The sequence below is a fragment of the Nostoc sp. FACHB-892 genome (assembly GCF_014698795.1).
Classification (GTDB): domain Bacteria; phylum Cyanobacteriota; class Cyanobacteriia; order Cyanobacteriales; family Nostocaceae; genus Nostoc.
Genome location: NZ_JACJTR010000001.1, coordinates 382,744 through 404,740, shown reverse-complemented (window position 1 = coordinate 404,740; position 21,997 = coordinate 382,744). Strand labels below are relative to the sequence as shown.

The window sequence follows — 21,997 nt, the reverse complement described above, 5'->3', positions numbered from 1 at the left end:
TGTGACATCATCTGTATTTACCTCTGAACGCCTCCTTTTCACCCCCGCTAACCCAGACACCGACGCTATCCCCATCATTTTTGCCTTCCCCAATGAGTACAGCGTAGGTATCACTAGCCTCGGCTATCAGGTAGTTTGGGCAACTTTGGCTATGCGTGATGATGTGCAGGTGAGTCGCCTGTTTACAGATACTCACGAACAACTCCCCAGAACCCCGGAAATTATGGGATTTTCAATTTCCTGGGAACTGGATTATGTGAATATTTTAAATCTGCTGGAATCTTTAGAAATTCCGATTCTGGCAACTTCTCGCAATGATTCTCATCCGATAATTTTTGGTGGTGGCCCGGTTCTCACAGCGAATCCTGAACCTTTCGCAGATTTTTTTGATGTAATTTTACTGGGGGATGGCGAAAACCTCCTGGGAAATTTCATTGAGGCGTACAAAGAAGTTAGAAATGCTTCTAGACGAACTCAACTAAAAAGACTTGCACAAATCCCAGGAATTTATATTCCCAGTTTGTATGAGGTGGAATATCACAGCATAGATGGTGCGATAAAGTCAATTCAACCAATTTCTCCCGAAATTCCCCCAGTGGTGCAAAAGCAAACTTATCGGGGAAATACTCTATCGGCTTCGACTGTAGTCACCGAAAAAGCCGCATGGGAAAATATTTACATGGTGGAAGTGGTGAGAAGTTGTCCAGAAATGTGCCGCTTTTGTTTGGCGAGTTATCTGACACTGCCTTTTAGAACAGCCAGTCTTGAAAGTTCATTAATTCCAGCTATTGAAAGAGGTTTAGAAGTCACAAATCGGCTAGGATTATTGGGCGCTTCTGTAACTCAGCACCCAGAATTTGAGGCTTTACTAGATTATATTAGTCAGCCAAAGTACGATGATGTGCGTCTTAGCATTGCCTCAGTGCGAACCGATACCGTAACAGTCCAGTTAGCAGAAACTTTGACGAAACGAGACACGCGATCGCTTACCATTGCAGTAGAGAGTGGTTCTGAGAAAATCCGCCAAATCATCAACAAAAAGCTGCATAACGACGAAATTATCCAAGCTGCGATAAATGCCAAAGCTGGCGGATTGAAAAGCTTGAAACTCTACGGAATGGCAGGAATTCCCGGTGAAGAAACAGAAGATTTAGAGCAAACCGTAGCGATGATGCGTAATATCAAAAAAGCTGCGCCGGGATTGCGCCTAACATTCGGATGCAGCACCTTTGTACCCAAAGCACACACACCCTTTCAATGGTTTGGGGTGAATCGCCAAGCAGAAAAGCGGTTGCAGTTTTTACAAAAACAGCTAAAACCACAGGGAATAGAGTTTCGCCCAGAAAGCTATAATTGGTCGATTATACAGGCTTTATTGTCGAGAGGCGATCGCAGAGTCTCCCAACTCCTCCAACTTACTCGTGACTTTGGCGACTCCTTGGGTAGCTACAAACGTGCTTTCAAACAACTCAAAGGACAAATCCCTGACTTAGATTTCTACGTCCACGCTGATTGGCCTACAGAGCAAGTATTACCTTGGAGCCACTTGCAAGGGCCTCTGCCACAGTCTACACTACTAAAGCATTTGGCTGATGCTCAGAGTTATATCAACCCATCTCCAAAGGAATTACAACCGTTACTGGGCATTAGGAACTAGGGACTAGGGACTGGGGATTAAGGACTAAGATTAAAATGCCCAATTCCCAATTCCCAATGCCCAATTCCCAATCCTGAAAACTTGATGCAAAACACAGCTGAGTATTACTGCGCCTATTGCGGCGAACCGAACTTAACTTTTATTGATTTGAGTGCTGGAGGACAGCAATCTTATATTGAAGATTGTCAAGTTTGCTGTAACCCAAATATTTTGTATGTCCGGGTTGATGAAGATACCTTAGATATCGAAATTGATACAGAATCCGAAAGTTGAATTTTAGGTTTTTCTTTCCATGCTGCACTTTAAACATTCCTCAGTAATTAATGCCCCAACAGAAGTAGTTTGGAAATTTCACGAACGGCCAGATATTTTGCAACTGTTGAATCCACCTTGGCAGCCAGTCCAAGTGGTTCGTCGTGAGGGTGGGCTAAATGTAGGTGCTATCACAGAATTTCGCCTGTTTCTCGGCCCATTACCCTTAACTTGGTTAGCGCGTCATACTGAATATGAAAAATATCGCCTGTTTACCGACGAACAAATATCTGGTCCCTTTGAGTCTTGGGTACATCGACATGAATTTGAACCGGAAGCTGGCAAAACTAGGCTGACTGATGCTATCTCCTTCTCCATGCCTGGCGGAGGAACAGTTGAATTTGTCAGTGGTTGGTTAGTGCAAGTGCAACTAGAAGCAATGTTTCGCTATCGCCACTATGTAACGAAACGAGAATGTGAATCACAATAGCACAATGTGCTGGTAGCAAAAATTAATTATCCTGACTCTTCAACCCTTGTCTCCCAAATAAAAGAGCCGTTGCTTTGCCAGTGCCTTTAGAAGCACCTGTAATCAGTACCATAACGTCCCGGTACAAGTCTTCTTGAACAGTTATTTGGTAAAAATACCTCTGCTCTATAATCTAATAAAATCTATCATTGAACTTTTGTTAGAGAAGTATTTCCTGAACTTCCTTAAAATATCATTCTTTAGAGTTGCTTCTAGTTTGAAGCTAGAGATAGATACCGCCAAATTGGTAAGTTAAGTAATATTAACAATATAATTAGCTTTTTAAGGAAACTTAACAATGGCACTTTATCCTAGTGATAAAACTGAAACTGCATACAATGGCAAAGACCGAAATGCTGGTGAACTTGGGATAACTCCTCAGTCTGAACTTTGGAACGGTCGCTTGGCTATGATCGGTTTTCTAGCTTACCTACTTTGGGATCTCAATGGTTATAGCGTAGTGCGGGACGTACTTCACCTCATTCCCTAAACTCCCTGCCTATTGGCGGTCTTTTTTGCAGGCTTAGGACTTTCAAGGTATCAAGGTACTGGTTATATTAAATACTAAACTGTGCAGTGCCATTACTCATACAATCCAGCCTTCCAAGCGAAAACAGCTTTTAGAATACAGTTGCTTATGCAATACTAGTTAAAGTATCTTAATATTTCTACATATATTAGAGCATTGGCGTTGTCGAATGTAAAAAATTAACCACTAACAGAGTTTATCGGTTAGTTGTTTTTGTCATGACTATATTTTTGGAATTTTCACCTAAATACTAGGCGGAGTAAAAGCGTGATCCAGTTAGAAGAACCATCCAGTCATCAAACAAAACTGACTCCAGTAGTAAAAAGGAAATTGGAGTTTAAAGGGCTTTTCATTGCTATTGTCATTGTTAGCACATGGGTAATTAGCCTGAGTTTATTACTTTCTCTTGACATCTCCAAGCTAAAATTTTGGATTTTATTGCCTGTTATACTTTGGCAGACATTTTTATATACGGGATTATTTATTACATCTCATGATGCCATGCATGGGGTAGTATTTCCTCAGAACCCCAAGCTCAATCATTTTATTGGGACATTGACCCTATCCCTTTATGGTCTTTTACCATATCAAAAATTATTGAAAAAACATTGGTTACACCACCATAATCCAGCAAGTAAAATAGACCCAGATTTTCATAATGGGAAACACCAAAATTTCTTTGCTTGGTATTTTCATTTTATGAAAGGTTACTGGAGTTGGGGACAAATAATTGCCTTGACTAGTATTTATAACTTTTCTAAATACATACTCCATATACCAAGTGATAATTTAACTTACTTTTGGGTGCTACCCTCGCTTTTAAGTTCATTACAATTATTCTATTTTGGTACTTTTTTACCCCATAGTGAACCAATAGGGGGTTATGTTCAACCTCATCGTGCCCAAACAATTAGCCGTCCTATTTGGTGGTCATTTATCACTTGCTATCATTTTGGCTACCACGAAGAACATCACGAATATCCCAATGTTTGTTGGTGGCAGTTACCAGAAATTTACAAAGCAAAATACTAGCATAATAGTAGCAAATGGCAGCAACAGTCACACAGTAATCTATACAGTTTGAACAAGACATTATTTTTACTAATAGATTATCCTGCTTATGCCAATTAATAATTGCCGTCTTATCACCTATAGCCCCGCTTATACAATCGTTCCTACTTACGAGTGCTTTAATCGCTGTAGTTACTGCAACTTTCGTACCGAACCGGGTAAAAGCCCCTGGATGAGTCTTTCAGATGCAGAAAGTATTTTACAACCACTTCAAAGTGAAAAAGTCTGTGAAATCCTCATCCTCTGCGGTGAAGTGCATCCCTATTCGCCAATGCGTCAGGCGTGGTTTGGGCGGATTTACGATTTGTGCAAGTTAACGCTTTCAATGGGTTTTTTACCGCATACTAATGCAGGCCCCCTGAGTTTTGAGGAAATGCAAAAGCTGAAAGGTGTGAATGTTTCAATGGGGCTGATGTTGGAACAGTTAACACCAACATTGCTAAATACTGTACATCGCCACGCACCAAGTAAATTACCAGAAGTTCGTTTACAACAATTACAATGGGCGGGAGAGTTGCAGATTCCCTTTACAACTGGGTTACTTTTGGGAATTGGAGAAACTGTAAATGATTGGTGGGAAACCTTAGAAGCTATATCTAACTTGCACCAACGTTACCATCACATTCAAGAAGTTATCCTGCAACCTCATAGTCCTGGACATCAGCAAACTTTTGATGCACCTCCTTTTGATCCTCATCAGTTACCAGAAGTCATTTTTAGGGCGCGTCAGATTTTACCGCCAGATATTACTATTCAAATTCCGCCCAATTTAGTTAAGGATAACCGATGGTTACTCGCTTGTATCGAAGCTGGTGCGCGAGACTTGGGTGGAATTGGGCCAAGAGATGAAGTGAATCCCGATTATCCCCATATTCAGGAACAGGCATTGAGAGAAATTTTACAACCTGCTGGGTGGGAATTGGTGCCGCGATCGCCAGTTTACCCGCAATTTGATAGTTGGTTGTCGGTTGAATTACAAATAGCAGTGAAACGGTGGCGAAAAACTCTAACACCAGTTTTTCTGTAGGTAGGTTTTATCCGTGTAGCACCGAACTTGACTCCGAGCGCAATATACAGATATTCTCTTAACTATTAAAAAATACGCCTCTCCCAACATTTTGCTCAACTGGTTAAAAGAGGGTTGGCAAGATTTAAAAGATTTGGCGCTGACTGAGGTATCTTTTGAAAGTTTAAGTGTAGAAGCACAAATTTCTCAGTTTGCTGGACAAGATTACAAAAAAGCGATCGCATCCTACAACCAAGCACTAAAATTTAAAACAGATGACCACGAAGCTTGGTACAACAAAGCTTACATTTATGCACTTCAAGGTAATACTGAACAGATACTAGAAAATTTACAAAAAGCAATTAATCTAAGCCCTGATGAATGTCGTGAATGGGCAAAAACCGACTCTGATTTTGATGTATCCGTGAAGATGAGCGGTTTCAAGCATTGATTCAATAAATGCTATAAATACTAAATTAATGTAGCGATGCCGATATAGTACTAAATACTTAAATTTGTTCCTTCACCCATTCTCGAAAATTACGCGTCATTTTCATCACGCCAATACTTTGGCTTTCTTCTAAAAATCGAGTAATTTCAATTAAAGGTAATTGTGCAAAAATTGGCGAATAATTACACTCTATATATTGCGCTTGTTGCAGTTGGTAAATATACAGCACACCTTTGTCATAACGCCAAATTTCCATAATACCTAAAGACGCATAAATATCGAATTTATTCAGCGAAGAACTCGTGAAATCTATTTCTACTACTAAATCTGGTGCTGGGTCATGGTTCAAATCAATTTCTGATTTGTTCCTCACCAACGCTTCATTGCGAATATAGTAACTGCTATCTGGTTCCGCGCCACGCCGCAAATCTTCCCGTTTCAAAGTCGTTGAACCTGTAGGAAAAATCTCTAAATTCAACTCTTCACCCAAAACGAAAATGAGCAGTTTCAACAAACAATTCCAATGTTCATGCGGCATCAGTGGGGTCATAATTTCCAGCGTTCCTTGGTCATAGGTGATTCGAGAGGCTCTATCCTCTCCAATCTCAGCTAGCATAGTTTCAAAAGTCTGCCAGCTGATATTTCTCAATACAGCCCTTTGTTGTGAGGCGGCGCGTGTTGTTACCATTGCTCGATTTGTGGATTACTACCACCAAAATAGCGTCAAATCCATACCCCCCGCGAACTAATTCACAATGCATCCCTCAAAGGAGATAGATAGGAGCCTAAACCCTGTTGTAAAATAGACATATAAGGATTCGGGGGGCCATTTTACTGGTCATAAACGCCTATAGAAACTATTTTTGGAAATCTCCAAGGTTTGAAATCCAGCCAGCTGAAGCAACTACAGCGGCTGTATCACCAGCGTATACCGGGCGATCGCATCACCACGTCCGAGTTTTCCCAGCGTCTGGCAGCAATTAGCACAGAAATTAATCAGCCTGTGTGTGCTTACATTAACCGTCGTGGACAAGTGATTCGCGTTGGGGTAGGCACACCACGTCAAACCCAAATACCACCGATGGAATTGCCCCGTTACGGTGCAGAACGACTTAGTGGTATTCGTTGTATTGCCACCCATCTCAAGGCAGAACCGCCCAATGAAGCGGCGCTCACGGCTATGGCACTGCAACGCTTAGATGCCCTAGTTGTCCTAAACATTACCGGAACGGGATTTACACGGCGGGGAGGGGGTGCTACCGGGTATGTGAAAGAAACTTACCTAGCTCATCTGACACCCCAAGACTCTCGCACCCTGATTCCTAGTCCTGCTGCTGTCAAAGTAGAGGAAAGCCAATTCGGCTTCGCTCACTCTAAACAAATCCAATCCCCAAGTTGGAATATATCGCCACCTCTAAGCTTGGATGATCTGGCAGACCAGGATTTAGTAGACTTAGTAGAAAATCTGGAAGCGGAATTCCAACGGGAATTTATCGCCCAGGAAGTAGATTCTGATCACGATCGCGTGCTAATTGTGGGGCTGATGACCAGTGAAACAACTCCCCTACAATTCCAAGACACCCTAATGGAATTGGCACGTTTAGTTGATACTGCTGGAGGAGACGTATTACAGACAATACAACAAAAGCGATCGCGCATTCATCCCCAGACAGTAGTTGGTGAAGGTAAGGTGCAAGAAATTGCCCTAACTGCCCAAACACTAGGAGTTAATCTCGTTGTCTTCGACCGCGACCTTTCACCCTCCCAAGTCCGCAACTTAGAAATGCAAATTGGTATTCGGGTGGTTGACCGCACCGAAGTGATTTTGGATATCTTTGCTCAACGCGCTCAATCTCGTGCCGGTAAATTGCAAGTAGAACTAGCACAGTTAGAATACATGCAACCGCGACTGGCTGGTAGAGGTCGCACCATGTCCCGATTAGGTGGTGGTATTGGGACTCGTGGCCCTGGTGAAACTAAACTGGAAACTGAACGCCGTGCTATTGGGCAGCGTATTTCCCGACTGCAAAAAGAAGTGAACCAGTTACAAGCCCATCGTTCACGGTTACGCCAGCGACGACAGCATCGAGAAGTTCCCTCAGTGGCTTTGGTTGGATATACCAACGCTGGAAAGTCTACCTTATTAAATGCTCTCACGAATGCAGAAGTTTATACAGCCGACCAGTTATTTGCAACTCTTGATCCCACAACGCGCCGCCTGGTGATTCCTTATGGTGAAACAAATGAACACCAAGAAATTCTGATTACAGATACGGTAGGGTTTATACACGAACTACCTGCATCGTTAATGGATGCCTTCCGCGCCACCTTGGAGGAAGTCACAGAAGCCGATGCCCTACTACATTTGGTGGATTTGTCTCACCCCGCTTGGTTGCGTCATATTCGCTCAGTCAGAGAAATCTTGGCACAAATGCCAATAACTCCTGGCCCGGCACTAGTTATTTTTAACAAGATCGATCAAGCAAATAGTGAAACGCTAGCTTTAGCTAGAGAAGAATTTCCCTTAGCGGTGTTTATTTCAGCCAGTGAACGCTTGGGATTAGAAACCTTACGTCAGCGCCTTGCCCAGTTGATTGAATATGCGGTTGACTGCGGATAAATACTTACAAATAAACCGTATTTAATATTTCTAAAACTCAGCATTAATGCTGAGTTTTTTCTTAAAATAAAGCCAAAAATAAAGTCTTCTTGAACTAATGCTTGTATAATAGACAACTTTTAATTCAATCTCTAGAGTGGTAAAAGGCTTATCACTGGGTGCATCTAATTTTACATAGATAGCAAACAGCAAATTCCCATCCTTAACAGCTGAGTCTTACCATTCTGTTTTCCAAGCATTGATTAACATGAAACATCTATTTTCAACTTTACGAGTACCCTCCTTTTTAGCTGCTACTGTTGTTGTAATATCGTCTTCGGCTTTTGCCCCTGCTAATGCCGCCTCGATGAGTTTCACTATCAATGACTTCACCGGTGCGGATACTCGGGTGAAGTTTACCTTAGATGACGCAATAGCAGGGTCTGGCAAAGTTCAGTTTAAAGTAGATTATTTATCCACTGGCAGCAACACAATTGCTGATATCCGCGGTATTTTCTTCAACATTTTAGATGACTCACTCCTTAGCGGTCTAAAAGTAGTGGGTACAGATGTAACAGCTAGCAAATTTGGCCCTGCTGGAACAGTTGACTCTGTTGGCAGCAGTAACAACAATCTGAACGGCAACGGTAAGCAGATAAACTTCTTTGATGCTGGGGTAGAAATTGGTCAAGAAGGTATAGGTGGAGGGAAAGGCGATATTCAATCTACCATCTTTACCCTATTTCATACCGATAGTTCCAAAGCTTTAACGTTGGCTCAGTTTTCTCAGCAAAATTTTGGAGTGCGGTTAATGAGTGTCGGTTCTGGAACCAAGCGTGAAGAAAGTAGCAAACTTAAAGGACAAGCCCCTTACTACACTCCTCCGAAACCACCAACTCAAAAAGTACCTGAGCCTACTACATTAGCTGCCCTTGGTCTATTTGCTCTGGGTGCGCTGAAAGTAGCGAAAAAAAGGCTCTAGTGCCAGCTTCAATTACAGTTTCGTAGAAGTTTTATTGGGACATACCAAATGTACTCTTTAAGAGAATATACGGTTAACTCATATTGTTCTCTATTGGCATTGGGTGTGTCTCTTAATCCTATAAAATTTGTTGATTAATCAGAAATCAAACATAATATAACTGATTTATTGAGAAACTTGGTGCAAATATCATCTAAGTCGAAAGTTAAGATTTCATTGTGAACTAACCTTTATTTATACAAATCTATTTAAGAAGATAAAGTCAAAACAGCATAAGTCCGTTAGAATCAGTGGCAAAGTTCTAAAATCAAGAAGTATTAAATCAATTTGAGGACGTTATGGCTGCAAAAGTAGAAATTTACACTTGGAGGACTTGCCCATTTTGCATCCGTGCCAAAAGTTTGCTGAAGAGTAAGGGTGTTGAATTTACAGAATACAGCATTGATGGAGATGAGGTAGCCAGAAATAAAATGGCTCAAAGAGCAAATGGACGGCGCTCTTTACCGCAAATTTTCATCAATGATAATCATGTTGGTGGATGTGATGATATCCACGCTTTAGATAGTCAAGGCAAGCTGGATGAGCTACTAACTTCCGTGTAAACTTAGCAGATATTGCGATCACTAGCGACAAGCCGCTGCAAATTACACGGCAGTCGCTACAATTCTGGAAGGGAGAGCAATGCGCTGCCTTGTTTACGAACTTCTTCTCACAAAAGCGATAGCTGTCCACAAGGCTTTAGCCTCCAGTTTCTACTCAGTAGTACACATATACGTCAATTGGTGAGAGCATCAAGAGATAATAATTGAATAACCATTTAATTTCTTGGTGATTGAGGTATAAAGGGTGAAACTGGCTTTTATCATTGATCCCATCCATCTGCTTGACCCGTGTCATGATACCAGTGTTGCCCTGATTGAAGCAGCACAAATTATGGGACACGAAGTTTGGGTAACTCAGGCAAATCTGCTGAGTGTGGTGGAGAGCAAAGCTTGGGCTGTCCTACAGCGAGTCGAACTTGTACCAGTGCGGTTGGTGGAGGGACGCTGGATAGCAGCAAATCCTTGGTATAAGTTGAGTGATTCCTGCTTAACTTCTTTAGAGACAATGGACGCCGTATTTATGCGGACAGATCCACCTGTCAATGATTCCTACCTCTATGCCACCTACATTTTGGATTACATTGACCAAAATAAAACCCTGCTGATTAACAGTCCTAGCGGCATCCGAGGGGCAAATGAAAAAATGTATGCCCTCCAGTTTACCAAGGCGATTCCAGAAACGATTGTCAGTGCTAATAAAGAGTTTATCCGGAAATTTGTCGAAGCAAAGGGATCTGCGGTTCTCAAACCACTGGGTAACAAAGCTGGGGAAGGAATTTTGTTTTTGCAATCAGGCGATCGCAATTTTAACTCTATTGTCGAACTTAGTACCCTCCAAGGTCGAGTACCAGTAATGGTACAAACTTATTTACCGGAGGCAAAAGAAGGAGATAAGCGAATTATTCTGCTCAATGGGGAACCAATTGGTGCGCTCAATCGCCTCTCTAGTGGAACTGATTTTCGCAATAATATGGCAACTGGTGGTACAGTTGCTCAAACCGAAATTACCCCAAGAGAGTATGAAATTTCTACCCAATTGGCCGAACGTTTACGTCAAGACGGCTTAATTTTCGTGGGTATTGATATTATTGGTGGCTACCTCACTGAAGTTAACGTCACTAGTCCTACCGGAATTCGTGAGATTGATCGCCTAGATGGAACTCACCTTGGTCATCAGGTTATTCAATGGATTGAACAGAAACTCAAAAGCAAAAAATAAATGTAAATTATTTTTTGATTCGTGTTCTATTTTCCAGAAAACAGACTTCCTTCGGACGCTTGCGTGGGTAACTCGCCCACGCAACTTACTTTAAGTAAATATATTTACTTGTACCGAATATAAGCTTAATAGATCGCGGGGGTAGATGTAGCGATGTCATGTCTATGACGGGATATTTGGTGTCGCATCTTTAGTCGGGCAGGTCTTCCGGTTTTTTTGTTCCAAAAACACAGCTGGACATATGAGCCAGCAGACTCCTGCCCAAGTTCATGCTATTTCTAGAAAGTAGCATTAACGAGTTTTTTAGCCATTAGCAAAATTGGGGATGGCAACAGATTGCTTACCCCTGCCCTTAGTAGAACCCTGAAACTAGCAGATTTTATTCAGCACTCAGCTTAACCTGAGACTACTAATTTAATCTAAAATCTCAAATCCAAAATCTTTTAATTTCGTGGTGTTCGTCGGTTTCTCAGGAAATCAGGTATATCCAATCCAGGTTTTTCTTTTGGTTCTGGAATTGGAGTTGGGTTTGGACTTGGAGTCGGAGCTGAGGTTGGAGGATTAACCGCCGATTGCTGTGTTGTTGGTCGCTTCGAGGTATTAGGTGCTACTCTAACGTTAGCTACGCTTTGTTGTTGCACAGCTTGCACTTCACCTGTAAATCCGGTAGCAATTACAGTAATTCTTACCTCACCTTGGAGCCGATCATCAATCACAGCCCCAAAAATAATATTGGCGTTGGGATCAACTACTTCATAGATTGCTTCTGCGGCTGCATTAACTTCATGCAAGGTCAGGTCAGTACCACCTGTAATATTAAAAACAACTCCTCTAGCACCTTCAATAGAACATTCGAGTAATGGTGAAGAAATAGCTGCGATCGCAGCTTCTCTAGCTCTAGATTTTCCAGAGCTAACTCCAATTCCCATCAATGCTGATCCTGCATCTGCCATTACAGCTCGAACATCAGCAAAGTCAACGTTTACCAAGCCGGGGATCGTGATGATATCAGAAATACCCTGCACCCCTTGACGCAACACATCATCTGCATACCGAAAAGCTTCTTGCACAGGCGTTTGTTCGGGGATCACTTCCAACAGTTTGTTGTTGGGAATAATGATCAGTGTATCTACTCTACTTTTTAGTCCTTGAATACCTTCTTCCGCTTGGCTGGTGCGGCGGCGTCCCTCAAAAACAAATGGACGTGTGACTACACCAACAGTAAGAGCGCCCATTTCTTTTGCGACTTCTGCCACAATCGGGGCTGCACCTGTCCCAGTGCCACCACCCATACCAGCAGTGATAAATACTAGGTCTGCACCCTCTAAAGCTGTAGCAATTTCGTCTCGTGATTCCTCAGCTGCCTTTTGACCGATGGCAGGATTACCACCTGCTCCTAAACCCCGCGTTAGCTTCTGTCCAATTTGCAATCTACTGGGAGCGCCAGCTAAGGTAAGAGCTTGGGCATCAGTGTTAATTGACCAAAACTCTACGCCAGAGACATCAGATTCGATCATACGGTTAACGGCATTGCCACCACCGCCGCCTACACCAATCACTTTGATGTTGGCAACCCGGCCAGGAACAATCTCGCCAATTCGGCTATTTTCCGCAGAAACTTTCTTATTCTCGTGATTTTGTCCGAAGTTTAACCCAGAGTTATTAAAGGGATTAGTCGAGTTAACTGCCAGAGAAAACCCCGGCTGTCCCGTAGATTGGGAATTTTTATAGGTGAGTCCTTGGTTATTATCAAGTGTCATTGGATTCGTGAAAGGGTAGATAAACGACTTTTTCAGGTGTTATTCACCTAAGAGTCAACTATAGTTTGACACTGCCACGATACTATGGCACTGTTCTTTCTTGTTTTCACTACTGCCAAGCCTAACAGAATTGACAGTGCGAAAATTTGCTATGGGATAAGCTTTTAACACAGCCGATCGCACAGCCAATTCCAGAGAAGTATACCTATATTTATCCAAAAGTGAACTGTATAACTTCAACCAGACATCAATCTCTTCATTATTTTCAGCAGAAGGCATAAATTGTAAAGATACACTACAGCGCATCTTATCTGCCTCAATAATATTGTTAATAGATTTCACCATTGGGGATAATTGCAACTTTAGGCACAGAATTTACCTTATACTTACTTATCCTTAAGGTTTAAGTAAGCAAGAAATTACTTGTCAGACTATACCCGATTAATTTGTTGTTTGGGCGGTCTTAATGGACACTTTGTTGCAGCAATAATCTATCTTACGAGAACCTTCGCTAATGTGGTCAACAAATCAAGATTTTCCCATAGGTTTCGTAATCTAATAGGAATTACGGCAGAGAACAGTTCAAAATAATTGCCCAAAAGCAATACTTACGTAACCTTTAACGGTATTTTTAGTTACAGATTAAAACTCCGGTAAACTGTCTTTGGAAGTATCCTCGACAGACCAAAGTTAGAGCATTTTGGCTCTGCACTTGGATAGTAGTACAAACCTTTTTCACCAATATACTTTGCTCATGAGTCAAATCTTAATAGAAAACTCAAGCATTTTTATCTTTTTGCACTGGGTTTAGTCAAATAATCTATGGACATAAACGTTTTTCACGCCATAGACCATCATTAGACTGTCCGACAGCTACCCTACTATTAGTTAGATGTTAGGGTCACAATTGAGAGGGTTTTACTCGCAATGGAGATTTTATGATTGCTCTTCTCATTTTAATTAGAAGTTAATGCCTATTTTCGGGCGGTTTGCGAGAAAACTGAAAATAATAAATATATTTATCAGCATAAAGCTTCTTAATTTACTAGGAGCTATCAATATATTAAACACGCTAGTACCGCACGGCGGAAGTCAAAAATCAAAAGTCAAAAGTGTTATAGAATAAGCCCTTTAGGGCTTTCCAATGGTCTGCTTATTTCCGCCGTGCTGTACTAGATATTTTTAGGAATTTTGGGAGTTAACTTTTGATCTTTTTGGTTCATCTGTACTAGGGGGAAATCAGGATTTTTCAGATCAATATACTCTATTTGATCAGAATTGAGTTTTGCTGTTAAATGGCGCATTTGGGCAAGTACCTTTATTTGTTCAGGCAACTGGGGGCCTGGAACACCGAGATGCACATTTCCTAATTCTGTTTTCAAAATTAAATTTGCTGGATTTTGGCAATCAATTTCTATAACTTTTACAGGACTTTGGCTGAGGGCTTGATGAAGTTGAGTCCAGTTGAGACAGTATTGTTTGGGCAATCCAATTACTCTGAGATTGGGTAATTTCTTAGTGGGATTCAGTGATGTGTATTTTTCTAAAGGCATCCAGGCCCCGCTTGCATCTAGTAAGCCAATTGTGACTTTTTTGTTGCCACTGCCCTGATTTTGACCACTTGCTGTTTGAGTCACTGCGACAGGGACTCGTTCTTGGATTTCAATATTTAATCCAGGAGGAAAAAGGCGGCGTCTGACGATCGCTTCGGCAATAGTTGGCTGCTTCTTCAGAGAGTTGGCGATCGCTGTCGGTTCAATCCGCCACAAAGATTGCGGGTAAGATAACACCAACAGTGACTGAGTTGTTTTATCCGACAGTAATTGATTACCCGATTTCATTACTACTTGTTTGGGATTTTTTAGCACCCACACTGGTTGGATTGCGACCCACAGCAATCCACTCGCCAAACCGATAATGGCAAAGGTTCGCCAAATAGCCTGAATAATTCTCATCTGCCGCTGCCGACGTAATTTCTTACGACGTTGGGCTAGAAGCGTGCGGGAAACTGATATGATGCCAGCCATTTAAACCCCTTTCTGATTGCAGTTCAAATTCCTTGATGCCCTCATATCATTATTAATTTCAGTAAACACTGTTAACATCTGTTAGCCTCTCTCCTCAAGACTTTTTTTATTTTTAGTAACACTTTACAGTAACTACACAAAAATCGTGGCGCTAGCCATTATTCCAATTAAAGTTTCCGGTGTCCATTTTTAACTGAGTGTAGTCTTTTCGACAAGCGATCATCAAAGATTTCTTGCCTAAAGGTTACAAAGTCTTAATTTAGATATTTATAATTTTGTTTTCTTGACAAATAGAATATGAAGTGATAAACAAATATTCCTCGATCTCTGTGTACCTTGCTATAATTAATACCAGTTCTGCCTCATCAGCTATACGAACTGAGAACCATGATAATTTAGTAGTTTTTTTTACTGACTTACTAAGTTCTAAAAGTTTGTGCTAGGTCAAGTAAAAGCTACAGATTGTCAAAACCTCAATAGCAGGTGTAAAAAGGACAGATATGCTTAAGGTTATTAGGGTCAACTAAATCTCTACCGTACTACTGACAGTGATCTGTAATAAGTGCTGTCTTTTGCAAGAACTACCAACTTGCGAATTAATCGTATGCTTACATCCCGGCTAGAGATTTTTTGTATAAAAAATACGAATTAACTGCATCTACCTACACATCTACATACACCTCCATATACATGAAAACGACATTAAATCTGTCACGTTTTTATAAAGCCTGTAACCCAAGTTACACGCTTAATATAAGTAACGTGCTAGATCGCCAGTATTACATAGATTTTGCCGATGTCCGTGGTTGCAAAATTGTGGAAGAATTGCAACGGACTATCATTCGGATTTCTCCTGATGAGCCAACCTGCCAGTTATTTACGGGTCACATTGGCTGCGGTAAGTCAACAGAATTGCAGCGCCTGAAGACAGAACTAGAATTGGCGGGATTTCATGTAGTTTATTTTGAGTCCAGTCAAGACTTAGATATGGCAGATATTGATGTCAGCGATATTTTGCTGAGTGTAGCCCGTCAAGTCAGTGCTAGTTTAGAAGCGATTAGCATCAAACTTAAACCTGGTTACTTTACCAATTTGTTTAAAGAAGTAGGCGATTTTTTGCAAAGCCCCATAGAGCTTTCTGGACAAGCAGAGTTGTCCTTGGGTATTGCCAAAATTACCGCCAAAACTAAAGATAGCACCCAGATGCGGAATCAACTGAGGCAATATTTGGAGCCACGTACCAATAGTATTTTGCAAGCGATTAACGAAGAAATTTTAGAAAAAGCTGTTGAACAGCTAAAGCTGCGGGGTCAAAAAGGGCTGGTAGTGATTGTAGATAATTTGGATCGAGTCGATATGCGTCCCCTAGCATCGGGGCGATCGCAACCGGAATATCTCTTCATCGACCGAGGCGAACAGTTACGCCGACTCAAATGCCACCTAGTTTACACCATTCCCCTAACGTTAATTTTCTCCAATGAGTACGAGACACTGAAAAATCGTCTGGGGGGAGGGATTGCGCCAAAAGTACTGCCGATGGTATTAGTGCGCCAAAGAGATGGCAGTGACTACGAACCAGGTATGTCACTAGTCCGCCAGTTAGTCTTAGCAAGAGCTTTTCCAGAAGTTCCTTTGAATGGAAGGCTTTCATTAATTACAGAATTATTCGATCACTCCCAAACCTTGGATCGTCTATGTCGCGTTAGCGGTGGCCACATTCGTAATTTATTGGGTTTACTTTATAGTTGCCTGCAACGACAAGATCCACCTTTTTCTAGAGACTGCTTAGAAGCCGTAATTAAGGACTACCGCGACGATCTGCTATTAGCTATTGATGAATCCCAGTGGGAATTATTGTTTGAAGTGGTGCAGCAGCAGAGAGTTAAAGGTGAGTCTGACTACCAAAGTTTACTGCGAAGTATGTATCTGTTTGAATATCGTGATCCTCTAGGGCGCTGGTTCGGCATCAGTCCAGCCTTAGCAGAAACAGAAAAAGTCTTTGCTTGGCAACAAAACAAGTAACAGTGCTGGGTAAGTCATTAGTCATTAGTCCTGTGTCCTCTGCCATTGGATTAATGACCAATGCCCCATCCCCCATGTCCAATACTTCTCTACAAGACGCTACGCGTAGCTTGCTTCGAGCTAGGAGTACGCTCAGTACAAGTGCCCAATGCCCTATAAACAATGAATAATCATAAGCAACTACACTCTTACACCAAAGAAAATCAGCATACTCTCCAAAGACTGATTAGAGCGATCGCGCTCTCCGAAGGTCAATTTGCCCTAATTTTAGTTCGGTGTAACTATAGGCAATTACGTGAGCAAACTTTAGAAAATATTCGCTCCATCAGCAAAGACATCAATATCAGAGAAATTGTTCTCAATCCATCAACTACTTCTTTACACAGCACAATAGTCTCAGAACTATCTCTCGATAATCCTGCCGTCCTTACAGACACTTTGCCATCTGCTGTTATGGTTTTTGGTATTGAGTCAATTATCGACCTTGAAAACTTACTTACAGGCATCAACCAAGCGCGAGATATCTATGCCGCGACTTTTCCATTTCCAGTGGTGTTGTGGCTACAAGATGAAGTCGCATCATTGCTTTCAAGATTAGCGCCTGATTTCAAAAGCTGGGCTGCAACCACTATTAAATTTGAAATGGCCAAATCAGATTTAATTGCTTTGATCCACCAAGAGGCAGAATCTCTATTTGCTAAAGTTTTAGAAGCAGGTGCTGAAACATTTTTATCTAATGCTTCCTTAGATTTAGATCCTAAGTCACAACATCGCCACGAAATAGAATCAGCCCGTAATGATTTGCTGCGCTTGCATGGCGTTCAATTAACGCCAGGATTAGAAGCTAGTTTAGAATTTGTGTTAGGACGAGATAAATATGCCAACGATCAAATTAATGGTGCTTTAGTTAATTATCAAAGAAGCCTAGCGTTGTGGCAGCAGGAAACAAACAGAGTAGCAGGGTGGGAGATTCATCACCCTAGCCTTCCCTCATCTTTACTCAAGCAAGCAATAGTACTATTCCATTTGGGGCTGTGCTATCACCGAATGGCAGATTTATACCACAATACTAATAGTAGCTATTGCCAACATGCTCTGTTGTGGTTTAAACAATGCCTAGAAATATTGGAAGAGGTACAAAGAGAAGACTTAGTTGCTAAATTTATTTTGCCTGCTTGTGAAATGCTGCAACGTTTACAAGCCTGGGATGAATTAAAAGAATTAGCTCAAAAGTCATTAAATCTACATAAAAATTATGGAACTCCTGCACAAGTTGCTCAAAATTATGGCTTTTTAGCAAATGTGGCAGCTTCTGAGTCGAATTGGGTACTAGCTCATGAATTAGCGAATACAGCACTTTCTATTTCCGAAGAAGTAATACAAATTTCTCTGCGAGATGCTTTCCGAAGACGACGACAAGAAAGTTGGTATCTCCTTTTGCTAGCACGTACACAGCTGCATCTGGGAGAATGGGAGGAGGCTATCAATAACTTGGAATGGGCGAGGGTAGTTTGTGAGCCACAACATCAACCATCACTTTACTTAGAGATTTTAGAGGAACTGCGATCGCTTTACTTTTTTGAGCGTCACGACTATACAGAAGCCTTTAAGCTGAAACAAGAAAAAATTAAAATAGAACATCAGTATGGCTTTCGTGCTTTCATCGGTGCAGGCCAATTGCAGCCGCAACGCTCTAGAATTAACCCAGCATTAGAACCTCAAAAAATACCATTTATTCCTGAGGGAGTTGCCCAAGAAATATCTGCTTCTGGACGGCAGCAAGATGTCAATCGCTTAATTGAAAGAATTACCCGCGCTGACTACAAACTCACAGTAATTTATGGACCATCAGGTGTGGGCAAAAGTTCAATTCTCAAAGCTGGTTTAGTCCCAGCACTTATGGGAAAAGCTATAGGTGAACGTATTCCTATACCTGTTGTTTTGTCTGTTTACACTGATTGGATTACAGTCTTAAGCAGTATTGTAAACCAAGCGCTGGCACACACAGGAATATCGGTTAATTTGAATTCTACGCCTACGATGCTACTCGAAAGAATTCGATTAGCGGCTGAGTCGAATTATACAATAATTATTATTTTAGATCAGTTTGAAGAATTCTTCTTTGTTAGTAATGCTCCCGCGCAAAGAATAGAATTTTATAAGTTTTTCAGTGAATGTTTAAATATTTCATTTGTCAAAATTATTCTTTCATTAAGGGAAGATTATTTACATTACTTGTTAGAATTTGAACGTTTAAGCCAAAAAAATAGTACAGGAGCATATGATTTAGGAATAATTAATAAAAATATTCTTGATAAAGACATTCGCTACTATTTAGGAAAATTCTCTAGCCAGGATGCTAAAGCCATAATTCACAGTTTAACTCAACGTTCACATTATGAACTAAGTGATGAACTAACTAATCAATTAGTCCAGGATTTAACAGGAGAACTAGACGAAGTACACCCAATTGAATTACAAATAGTCGGCGCTCAACTACAAATAGAAAATATTACCACACTTGCACAATATAAGCTTTGCGGCGGCTCGGCAAAATTGGTGGAACGCTGGCTTGAAGAAGTTATCAAAGACTGCGGTCAGGAAAACGAAGAGTTAAGTTGGAAATTATTATTTGAGTTAACTGATGAAAAGGGGACGCGACCATTAAAAACTAAAGCTGATTTAGCGGCTGCATTAGTTAATAATCATGAGCTAGACAAAATATCAGGATTTGACATAGTTGAGGAACTGATTTTAGAAATATTGGTGGGTTCGGGGTTGGTGTTGCGAGTCAGAGAAGAGTTAGGCGATCGTTACCAACTAGTTCACGATTATTTAGTTGAACCAGTTCGCCAAAAGAATAATTATGGTATGCTCGCCAAATTAGAAAAAATTAAACTTGAAAAAACTAAAGCTGAAGTTGCCCAACAACTTAGCCAAAAGCAACTCAATTTAGTATTGCAACGGCGGCTGCGGGAAGCACGGGTAGCAGGCGCAGTGCTGGCAATCATGGGAGGAACAATAGGAGCATTATGGTGGCAAGCCGACTTGCAAAAAAGAGCAGCAGTTCGCCAAACTCTACGAGCTGAACGCAGCGAAACCAACCTAAAGATTAGTGCGATTACTGCTGCTAGCGAAGCTTTATTTGCCTCTAATAAAGAGTTTGATGCATTATTAGAAGGTTTGCGGGCTTGGAGAGGGCTTAAACAAGCAGAGATTGTGCAACCAGATACCCGAATGCGGGTAGTAACAGCCTTGGAACAGGCAGTTTATAGGGTAACAGAGATTAACCGCCTAGAAGGGCACACTGATATTGCCTGGGGAGTCACTTTCAGCCCAGATGGTCAAACCCTAGCCTCCGGAAGCCTTGATCGAATGGTGAAAATTTGGCGTCCTGACGGTACCTTACTCCAAATCCTCAAAGGTCACACTGATGCTATCACTTGTCTAAGTTTCAGCCCGGATGGTCAAACCCTAGCCTCCGCCAGCCTCGACAAAACAATTCAAATCTGGCACAAAAACCCGGTTACAGGTGAATTTGGCCTCAAGCCGTATAAAACCCTTAAAGGAAATGAAGATTGGGTTTATAGCGTTAATTTCAGCCCTGATGGTGAGTTGTTAGCTACTGGCAATAAGGATAAAACCGTAAAAATCTGGCGCAAAGACGGTAGCTTAGTCAAAATATTGAGGGGACATCAAGGGTGGGTTAACTGGGTAAACTTTAGCCCTGATGGTCAATTCATTGCCTCGGCCAGCGACGACAAGACAGTGAAAATCTGGCGACGAGACGGTAGCTTCGTTACAACTTTGCAGGGACATCAACAGGGTGTGATTGTAGCTGTTTTCAGCCCGGACGGTAAATTTTTGGCGTCAACAGGTCGAGACAAGACAGTAAAACTTTGGCGGCGAGAGAGTAAGAGTACTAAAGACGGTTTTGACTTTCGTCCTTACAAAACTTTACGGGAGCATAATGGTACAGTCTGGAGTTTGAGCTTTAGTTCCGATAGTAAAAGGTTAGCTTCCGCAGGTGAAGACAATACTATAAACCTCTGGAGTATCAGTGGTACTTTACTTAAAACCTTCAAAGGACACAGCGATGATGTTCTCAGCATCGCTTTTAGTCCAAATAACAAATTGCTGGCCTCAGCAAGTTCCGACAAAAGCGTGAAACTATGGAGTTTAGATGCCCCAGCAGCCTCTATTCTTCAAGGGCATCGTAAGCGAGTTTTAAGCGTTGCTTGGAGTCCGGACGGTCAGATGCTAGCTTCTGGTAGCCGCGATCGCACTGTCAAACTCTGGCAAAGATACACCAATAATGGCGAAGTCAAAACCCGACTTTACAAAACTTTAGTAGGGCACACAAGCCAAGTTCCTAGTGTCAGTTTTGACCCCAAAGGTGAAATGCTAGCCTCAGGAAGCTATGACAAAACTGTAAAACTTTGGCGGCTTGACGGTACTTTAATCATGACTCTCTACGGACATACTGATAGTGTAATGAGTGTGAGTTTCAGCCCTGATGGTCAGTTTTTGGCATCAGCTAGTAAAGATAAAACAGTGAAGCTCTGGAACCGTGAAGGGAAGTTGCTCAAAACCTTAGTGGGGCATCAGGGTTGGGTAAATAGCGTAAATTTCAGCCCTGATAACCAGGTTCTAGCCTCTGCCAGTGATGACCAAACTGTAAAACTATGGAGTCGAGATGGAACTTTGCTCAAGACCTTTTCGCCCCATGATAGTTGGGTGTTAGGTGTCAGCTTTAGCCCCACTGACGAGTTACTGGCTTCCGCTAGCTGGGATAACACCGTAAAACTGTGGCGACGGGATGGTACGTTATTAAAAACCTTATTAAAGGGGTATAGCGATAGCGTTAATGCCGTGACTTTCAGTCCCAATGGTGAATTGCTAGCCGCCGCCAGTTGGGATAGTACAGTGAAACTCTGGAGCCGTGAAGGCAAATTAATTAAAAGTCTCAGTGGGCATAGCAGTGCAGTATTAAGTGTCAGTTTTAGCCCAGATGGCCAAACATTAGCATCAGCTAGTGATGACAACACGATAATTCTGTGGAATTTAAATCTTGATGATCTGCTTGTTCGTGGTTGCAACTGGGTGGGCGATTACCTCAAGCACAACCGCAATCTTGAAAAGCGCGATCGCCTTCTTTGTGATAGCATAACCAGTAAAAATCCTCTTTAATTACGAATTCTTGAAGCCTCAATAGACAACCGCTCTTGGTTTAGCGGTTGATGAGGCGATCAGAGTTGTTAATTCAAAGCTAGAAAATTATTTTGAGTTGA

At 41.7% G+C, this 21,997-nt stretch carries 17 protein-coding genes; 13 read left to right on the top strand and 4 right to left on the bottom strand.

Features of this window, described 5'->3' with window-relative positions; translation table 11 throughout:
- The first annotated feature begins 1 nt into the window (after position 1).
- From H6G96_RS01710 to H6G96_RS01680, 7 genes are all read left to right on the top strand, one after another.
- Entirely contained in the window at positions 2-1,657 is a 1,656-nt protein-coding gene (locus H6G96_RS01710; protein WP_190909632.1) for a radical SAM protein, read from the top strand.
- An 84-nt stretch (positions 1,658-1,741) separates the two neighbouring features.
- On the top strand, positions 1,742-1,930 hold the full coding sequence (locus H6G96_RS01705) for a CPXCG motif-containing cysteine-rich protein (RefSeq protein ID WP_190728608.1): 189 nt from the start codon (positions 1,742-1,744) through the stop codon (positions 1,928-1,930).
- A gap of 19 nt (positions 1,931-1,949) precedes the next feature.
- Entirely contained in the window at positions 1,950-2,399 is a 450-nt protein-coding gene (locus H6G96_RS01700) for an SRPBCC family protein (RefSeq protein ID WP_190909631.1), read from the top strand.
- 337 nt (positions 2,400-2,736) lie between these two features.
- A complete protein-coding gene (locus H6G96_RS01695; RefSeq protein ID WP_190909630.1) occupies positions 2,737-2,928 on the top strand; it encodes a chlorophyll a/b-binding protein in 192 nt (63 codons plus the stop codon).
- Positions 2,929-3,234: 306 nt separating this feature from the next.
- Positions 3,235-3,999 carry a beta-carotene ketolase CrtW gene (gene crtW, locus H6G96_RS01690; RefSeq protein WP_190909629.1) on the top strand — a complete coding sequence of 255 codons (765 nt, stop codon included), beginning with the start codon at positions 3,235-3,237 and terminating at the stop codon, positions 3,997-3,999.
- 88 nt (positions 4,000-4,087) lie between these two features.
- Complete coding sequence (gene cofG, locus H6G96_RS01685; protein ID WP_190909628.1) at positions 4,088-5,065, top strand: 7,8-didemethyl-8-hydroxy-5-deazariboflavin synthase subunit CofG; 978 nt, start codon at positions 4,088-4,090, stop codon at positions 5,063-5,065.
- Positions 5,066-5,156: 91 nt separating this feature from the next.
- A complete protein-coding gene (locus H6G96_RS01680; protein WP_242063135.1) occupies positions 5,157-5,495 on the top strand; it encodes a tetratricopeptide repeat protein in 339 nt (112 codons plus the stop codon).
- Positions 5,496-5,553: 58 nt separating this feature from the next.
- Here H6G96_RS01680 and H6G96_RS01675 read toward each other — a convergent pair whose 3' ends face one another.
- Entirely contained in the window at positions 5,554-6,183 is a 630-nt protein-coding gene (locus H6G96_RS01675; RefSeq protein WP_190909627.1) for a Uma2 family endonuclease, read from the bottom strand.
- Between the two features lie 162 nt (positions 6,184-6,345).
- Here H6G96_RS01675 and hflX point away from each other — a divergent pair, with 162 nt between their 5' ends.
- From hflX to gshB, 4 genes are all read left to right on the top strand, one after another.
- Positions 6,346-8,115, top strand: coding sequence for a GTPase HflX (gene hflX / locus H6G96_RS01670; protein WP_190909970.1), 1,770 nt, complete (start codon positions 6,346-6,348; stop codon positions 8,113-8,115).
- Between the two features lie 247 nt (positions 8,116-8,362).
- The gene (locus tag H6G96_RS01665) at positions 8,363-9,076 is read left to right on the top strand and encodes a PEP-CTERM sorting domain-containing protein (protein ID WP_190909626.1); all 714 of its coding nucleotides are present in this window, start codon (positions 8,363-8,365) and stop codon (positions 9,074-9,076) included.
- A 338-nt stretch (positions 9,077-9,414) separates the two neighbouring features.
- Positions 9,415-9,678, top strand: a complete 264-nt coding sequence (gene grxC, locus H6G96_RS01660; RefSeq protein ID WP_190909625.1) for a glutaredoxin 3 — start codon at positions 9,415-9,417, stop codon at positions 9,676-9,678.
- Positions 9,679-9,922: 244 nt separating this feature from the next.
- Complete coding sequence (gene gshB, locus H6G96_RS01655; RefSeq protein WP_190909624.1) at positions 9,923-10,897, top strand: glutathione synthase; 975 nt, start codon at positions 9,923-9,925, stop codon at positions 10,895-10,897.
- A 443-nt stretch (positions 10,898-11,340) separates the two neighbouring features.
- On the opposite strand, the gene ftsZ is transcribed toward gshB, so the two are convergent.
- From ftsZ to H6G96_RS01640, 3 genes are all read right to left on the bottom strand, one after another.
- Positions 11,341-12,657, bottom strand: coding sequence for a cell division protein FtsZ (ftsZ, locus tag H6G96_RS01650; RefSeq protein ID WP_190909623.1), 1,317 nt, complete (start codon positions 12,655-12,657; stop codon positions 11,341-11,343).
- A gap of 54 nt (positions 12,658-12,711) precedes the next feature.
- Positions 12,712-13,002 carry a hypothetical protein gene (locus tag H6G96_RS01645; protein ID WP_242063134.1) on the bottom strand — a complete coding sequence of 97 codons (291 nt, stop codon included), beginning with the start codon at positions 13,000-13,002 and terminating at the stop codon, positions 12,712-12,714.
- Positions 13,003-13,829: 827 nt separating this feature from the next.
- Positions 13,830-14,684, bottom strand: a complete 855-nt coding sequence (locus tag H6G96_RS01640; RefSeq protein ID WP_190909622.1) for an FtsQ-type POTRA domain-containing protein — start codon at positions 14,682-14,684, stop codon at positions 13,830-13,832.
- A gap of 690 nt (positions 14,685-15,374) precedes the next feature.
- Between H6G96_RS01640 and H6G96_RS01635 the strand changes: the two genes are divergently transcribed.
- Positions 15,375-16,706 carry a P-loop NTPase fold protein gene (locus H6G96_RS01635; protein WP_190909621.1) on the top strand — a complete coding sequence of 444 codons (1,332 nt, stop codon included), beginning with the start codon at positions 15,375-15,377 and terminating at the stop codon, positions 16,704-16,706.
- Between the two features lie 162 nt (positions 16,707-16,868).
- Entirely contained in the window at positions 16,869-21,896 is a 5,028-nt protein-coding gene (locus H6G96_RS01630; protein ID WP_190909620.1) for a hypothetical protein, read from the top strand.
- Positions 21,897-21,997: the final 101 nt, after the last annotated feature.

Bases quoted from the DNA above. Each gene is read 5' to 3' on its own strand.
- H6G96_RS01705 (WP_190728608.1), top strand. From the start codon at position 1,742: ATGCAAAACACAGCTGAGTATTACTGCGCCTATTGCGGCGAACCGAAC.
- H6G96_RS01700 (WP_190909631.1), top strand. From the start codon at position 1,950: ATGCTGCACTTTAAACATTCCTCAGTAATTAATGCCCCAACAGAAGTA.
- H6G96_RS01695 (WP_190909630.1), top strand. From the start codon at position 2,737: ATGGCACTTTATCCTAGTGATAAAACTGAAACTGCATACAATGGCAAA.
- cofG (WP_190909628.1), top strand. From the start codon at position 4,088: ATGCCAATTAATAATTGCCGTCTTATCACCTATAGCCCCGCTTATACA.
- H6G96_RS01675 (WP_190909627.1), bottom strand. From the start codon at position 6,183: ATGGTAACAACACGCGCCGCCTCACAACAAAGGGCTGTATTGAGAAAT.
- H6G96_RS01665 (WP_190909626.1), top strand. From the start codon at position 8,363: ATGAAACATCTATTTTCAACTTTACGAGTACCCTCCTTTTTAGCTGCT.
- grxC (WP_190909625.1), top strand. From the start codon at position 9,415: ATGGCTGCAAAAGTAGAAATTTACACTTGGAGGACTTGCCCATTTTGC.
- ftsZ (WP_190909623.1), bottom strand. From the start codon at position 12,657: ATGACACTTGATAATAACCAAGGACTCACCTATAAAAATTCCCAATCT.
- H6G96_RS01645 (WP_242063134.1), bottom strand. From the start codon at position 13,002: ATGGTGAAATCTATTAACAATATTATTGAGGCAGATAAGATGCGCTGT.
- H6G96_RS01640 (WP_190909622.1), bottom strand. From the start codon at position 14,684: ATGGCTGGCATCATATCAGTTTCCCGCACGCTTCTAGCCCAACGTCGT.
- H6G96_RS01635 (WP_190909621.1), top strand. From the start codon at position 15,375: ATGAAAACGACATTAAATCTGTCACGTTTTTATAAAGCCTGTAACCCA.
- H6G96_RS01630 (WP_190909620.1), top strand. From the start codon at position 16,869: ATGAATAATCATAAGCAACTACACTCTTACACCAAAGAAAATCAGCAT.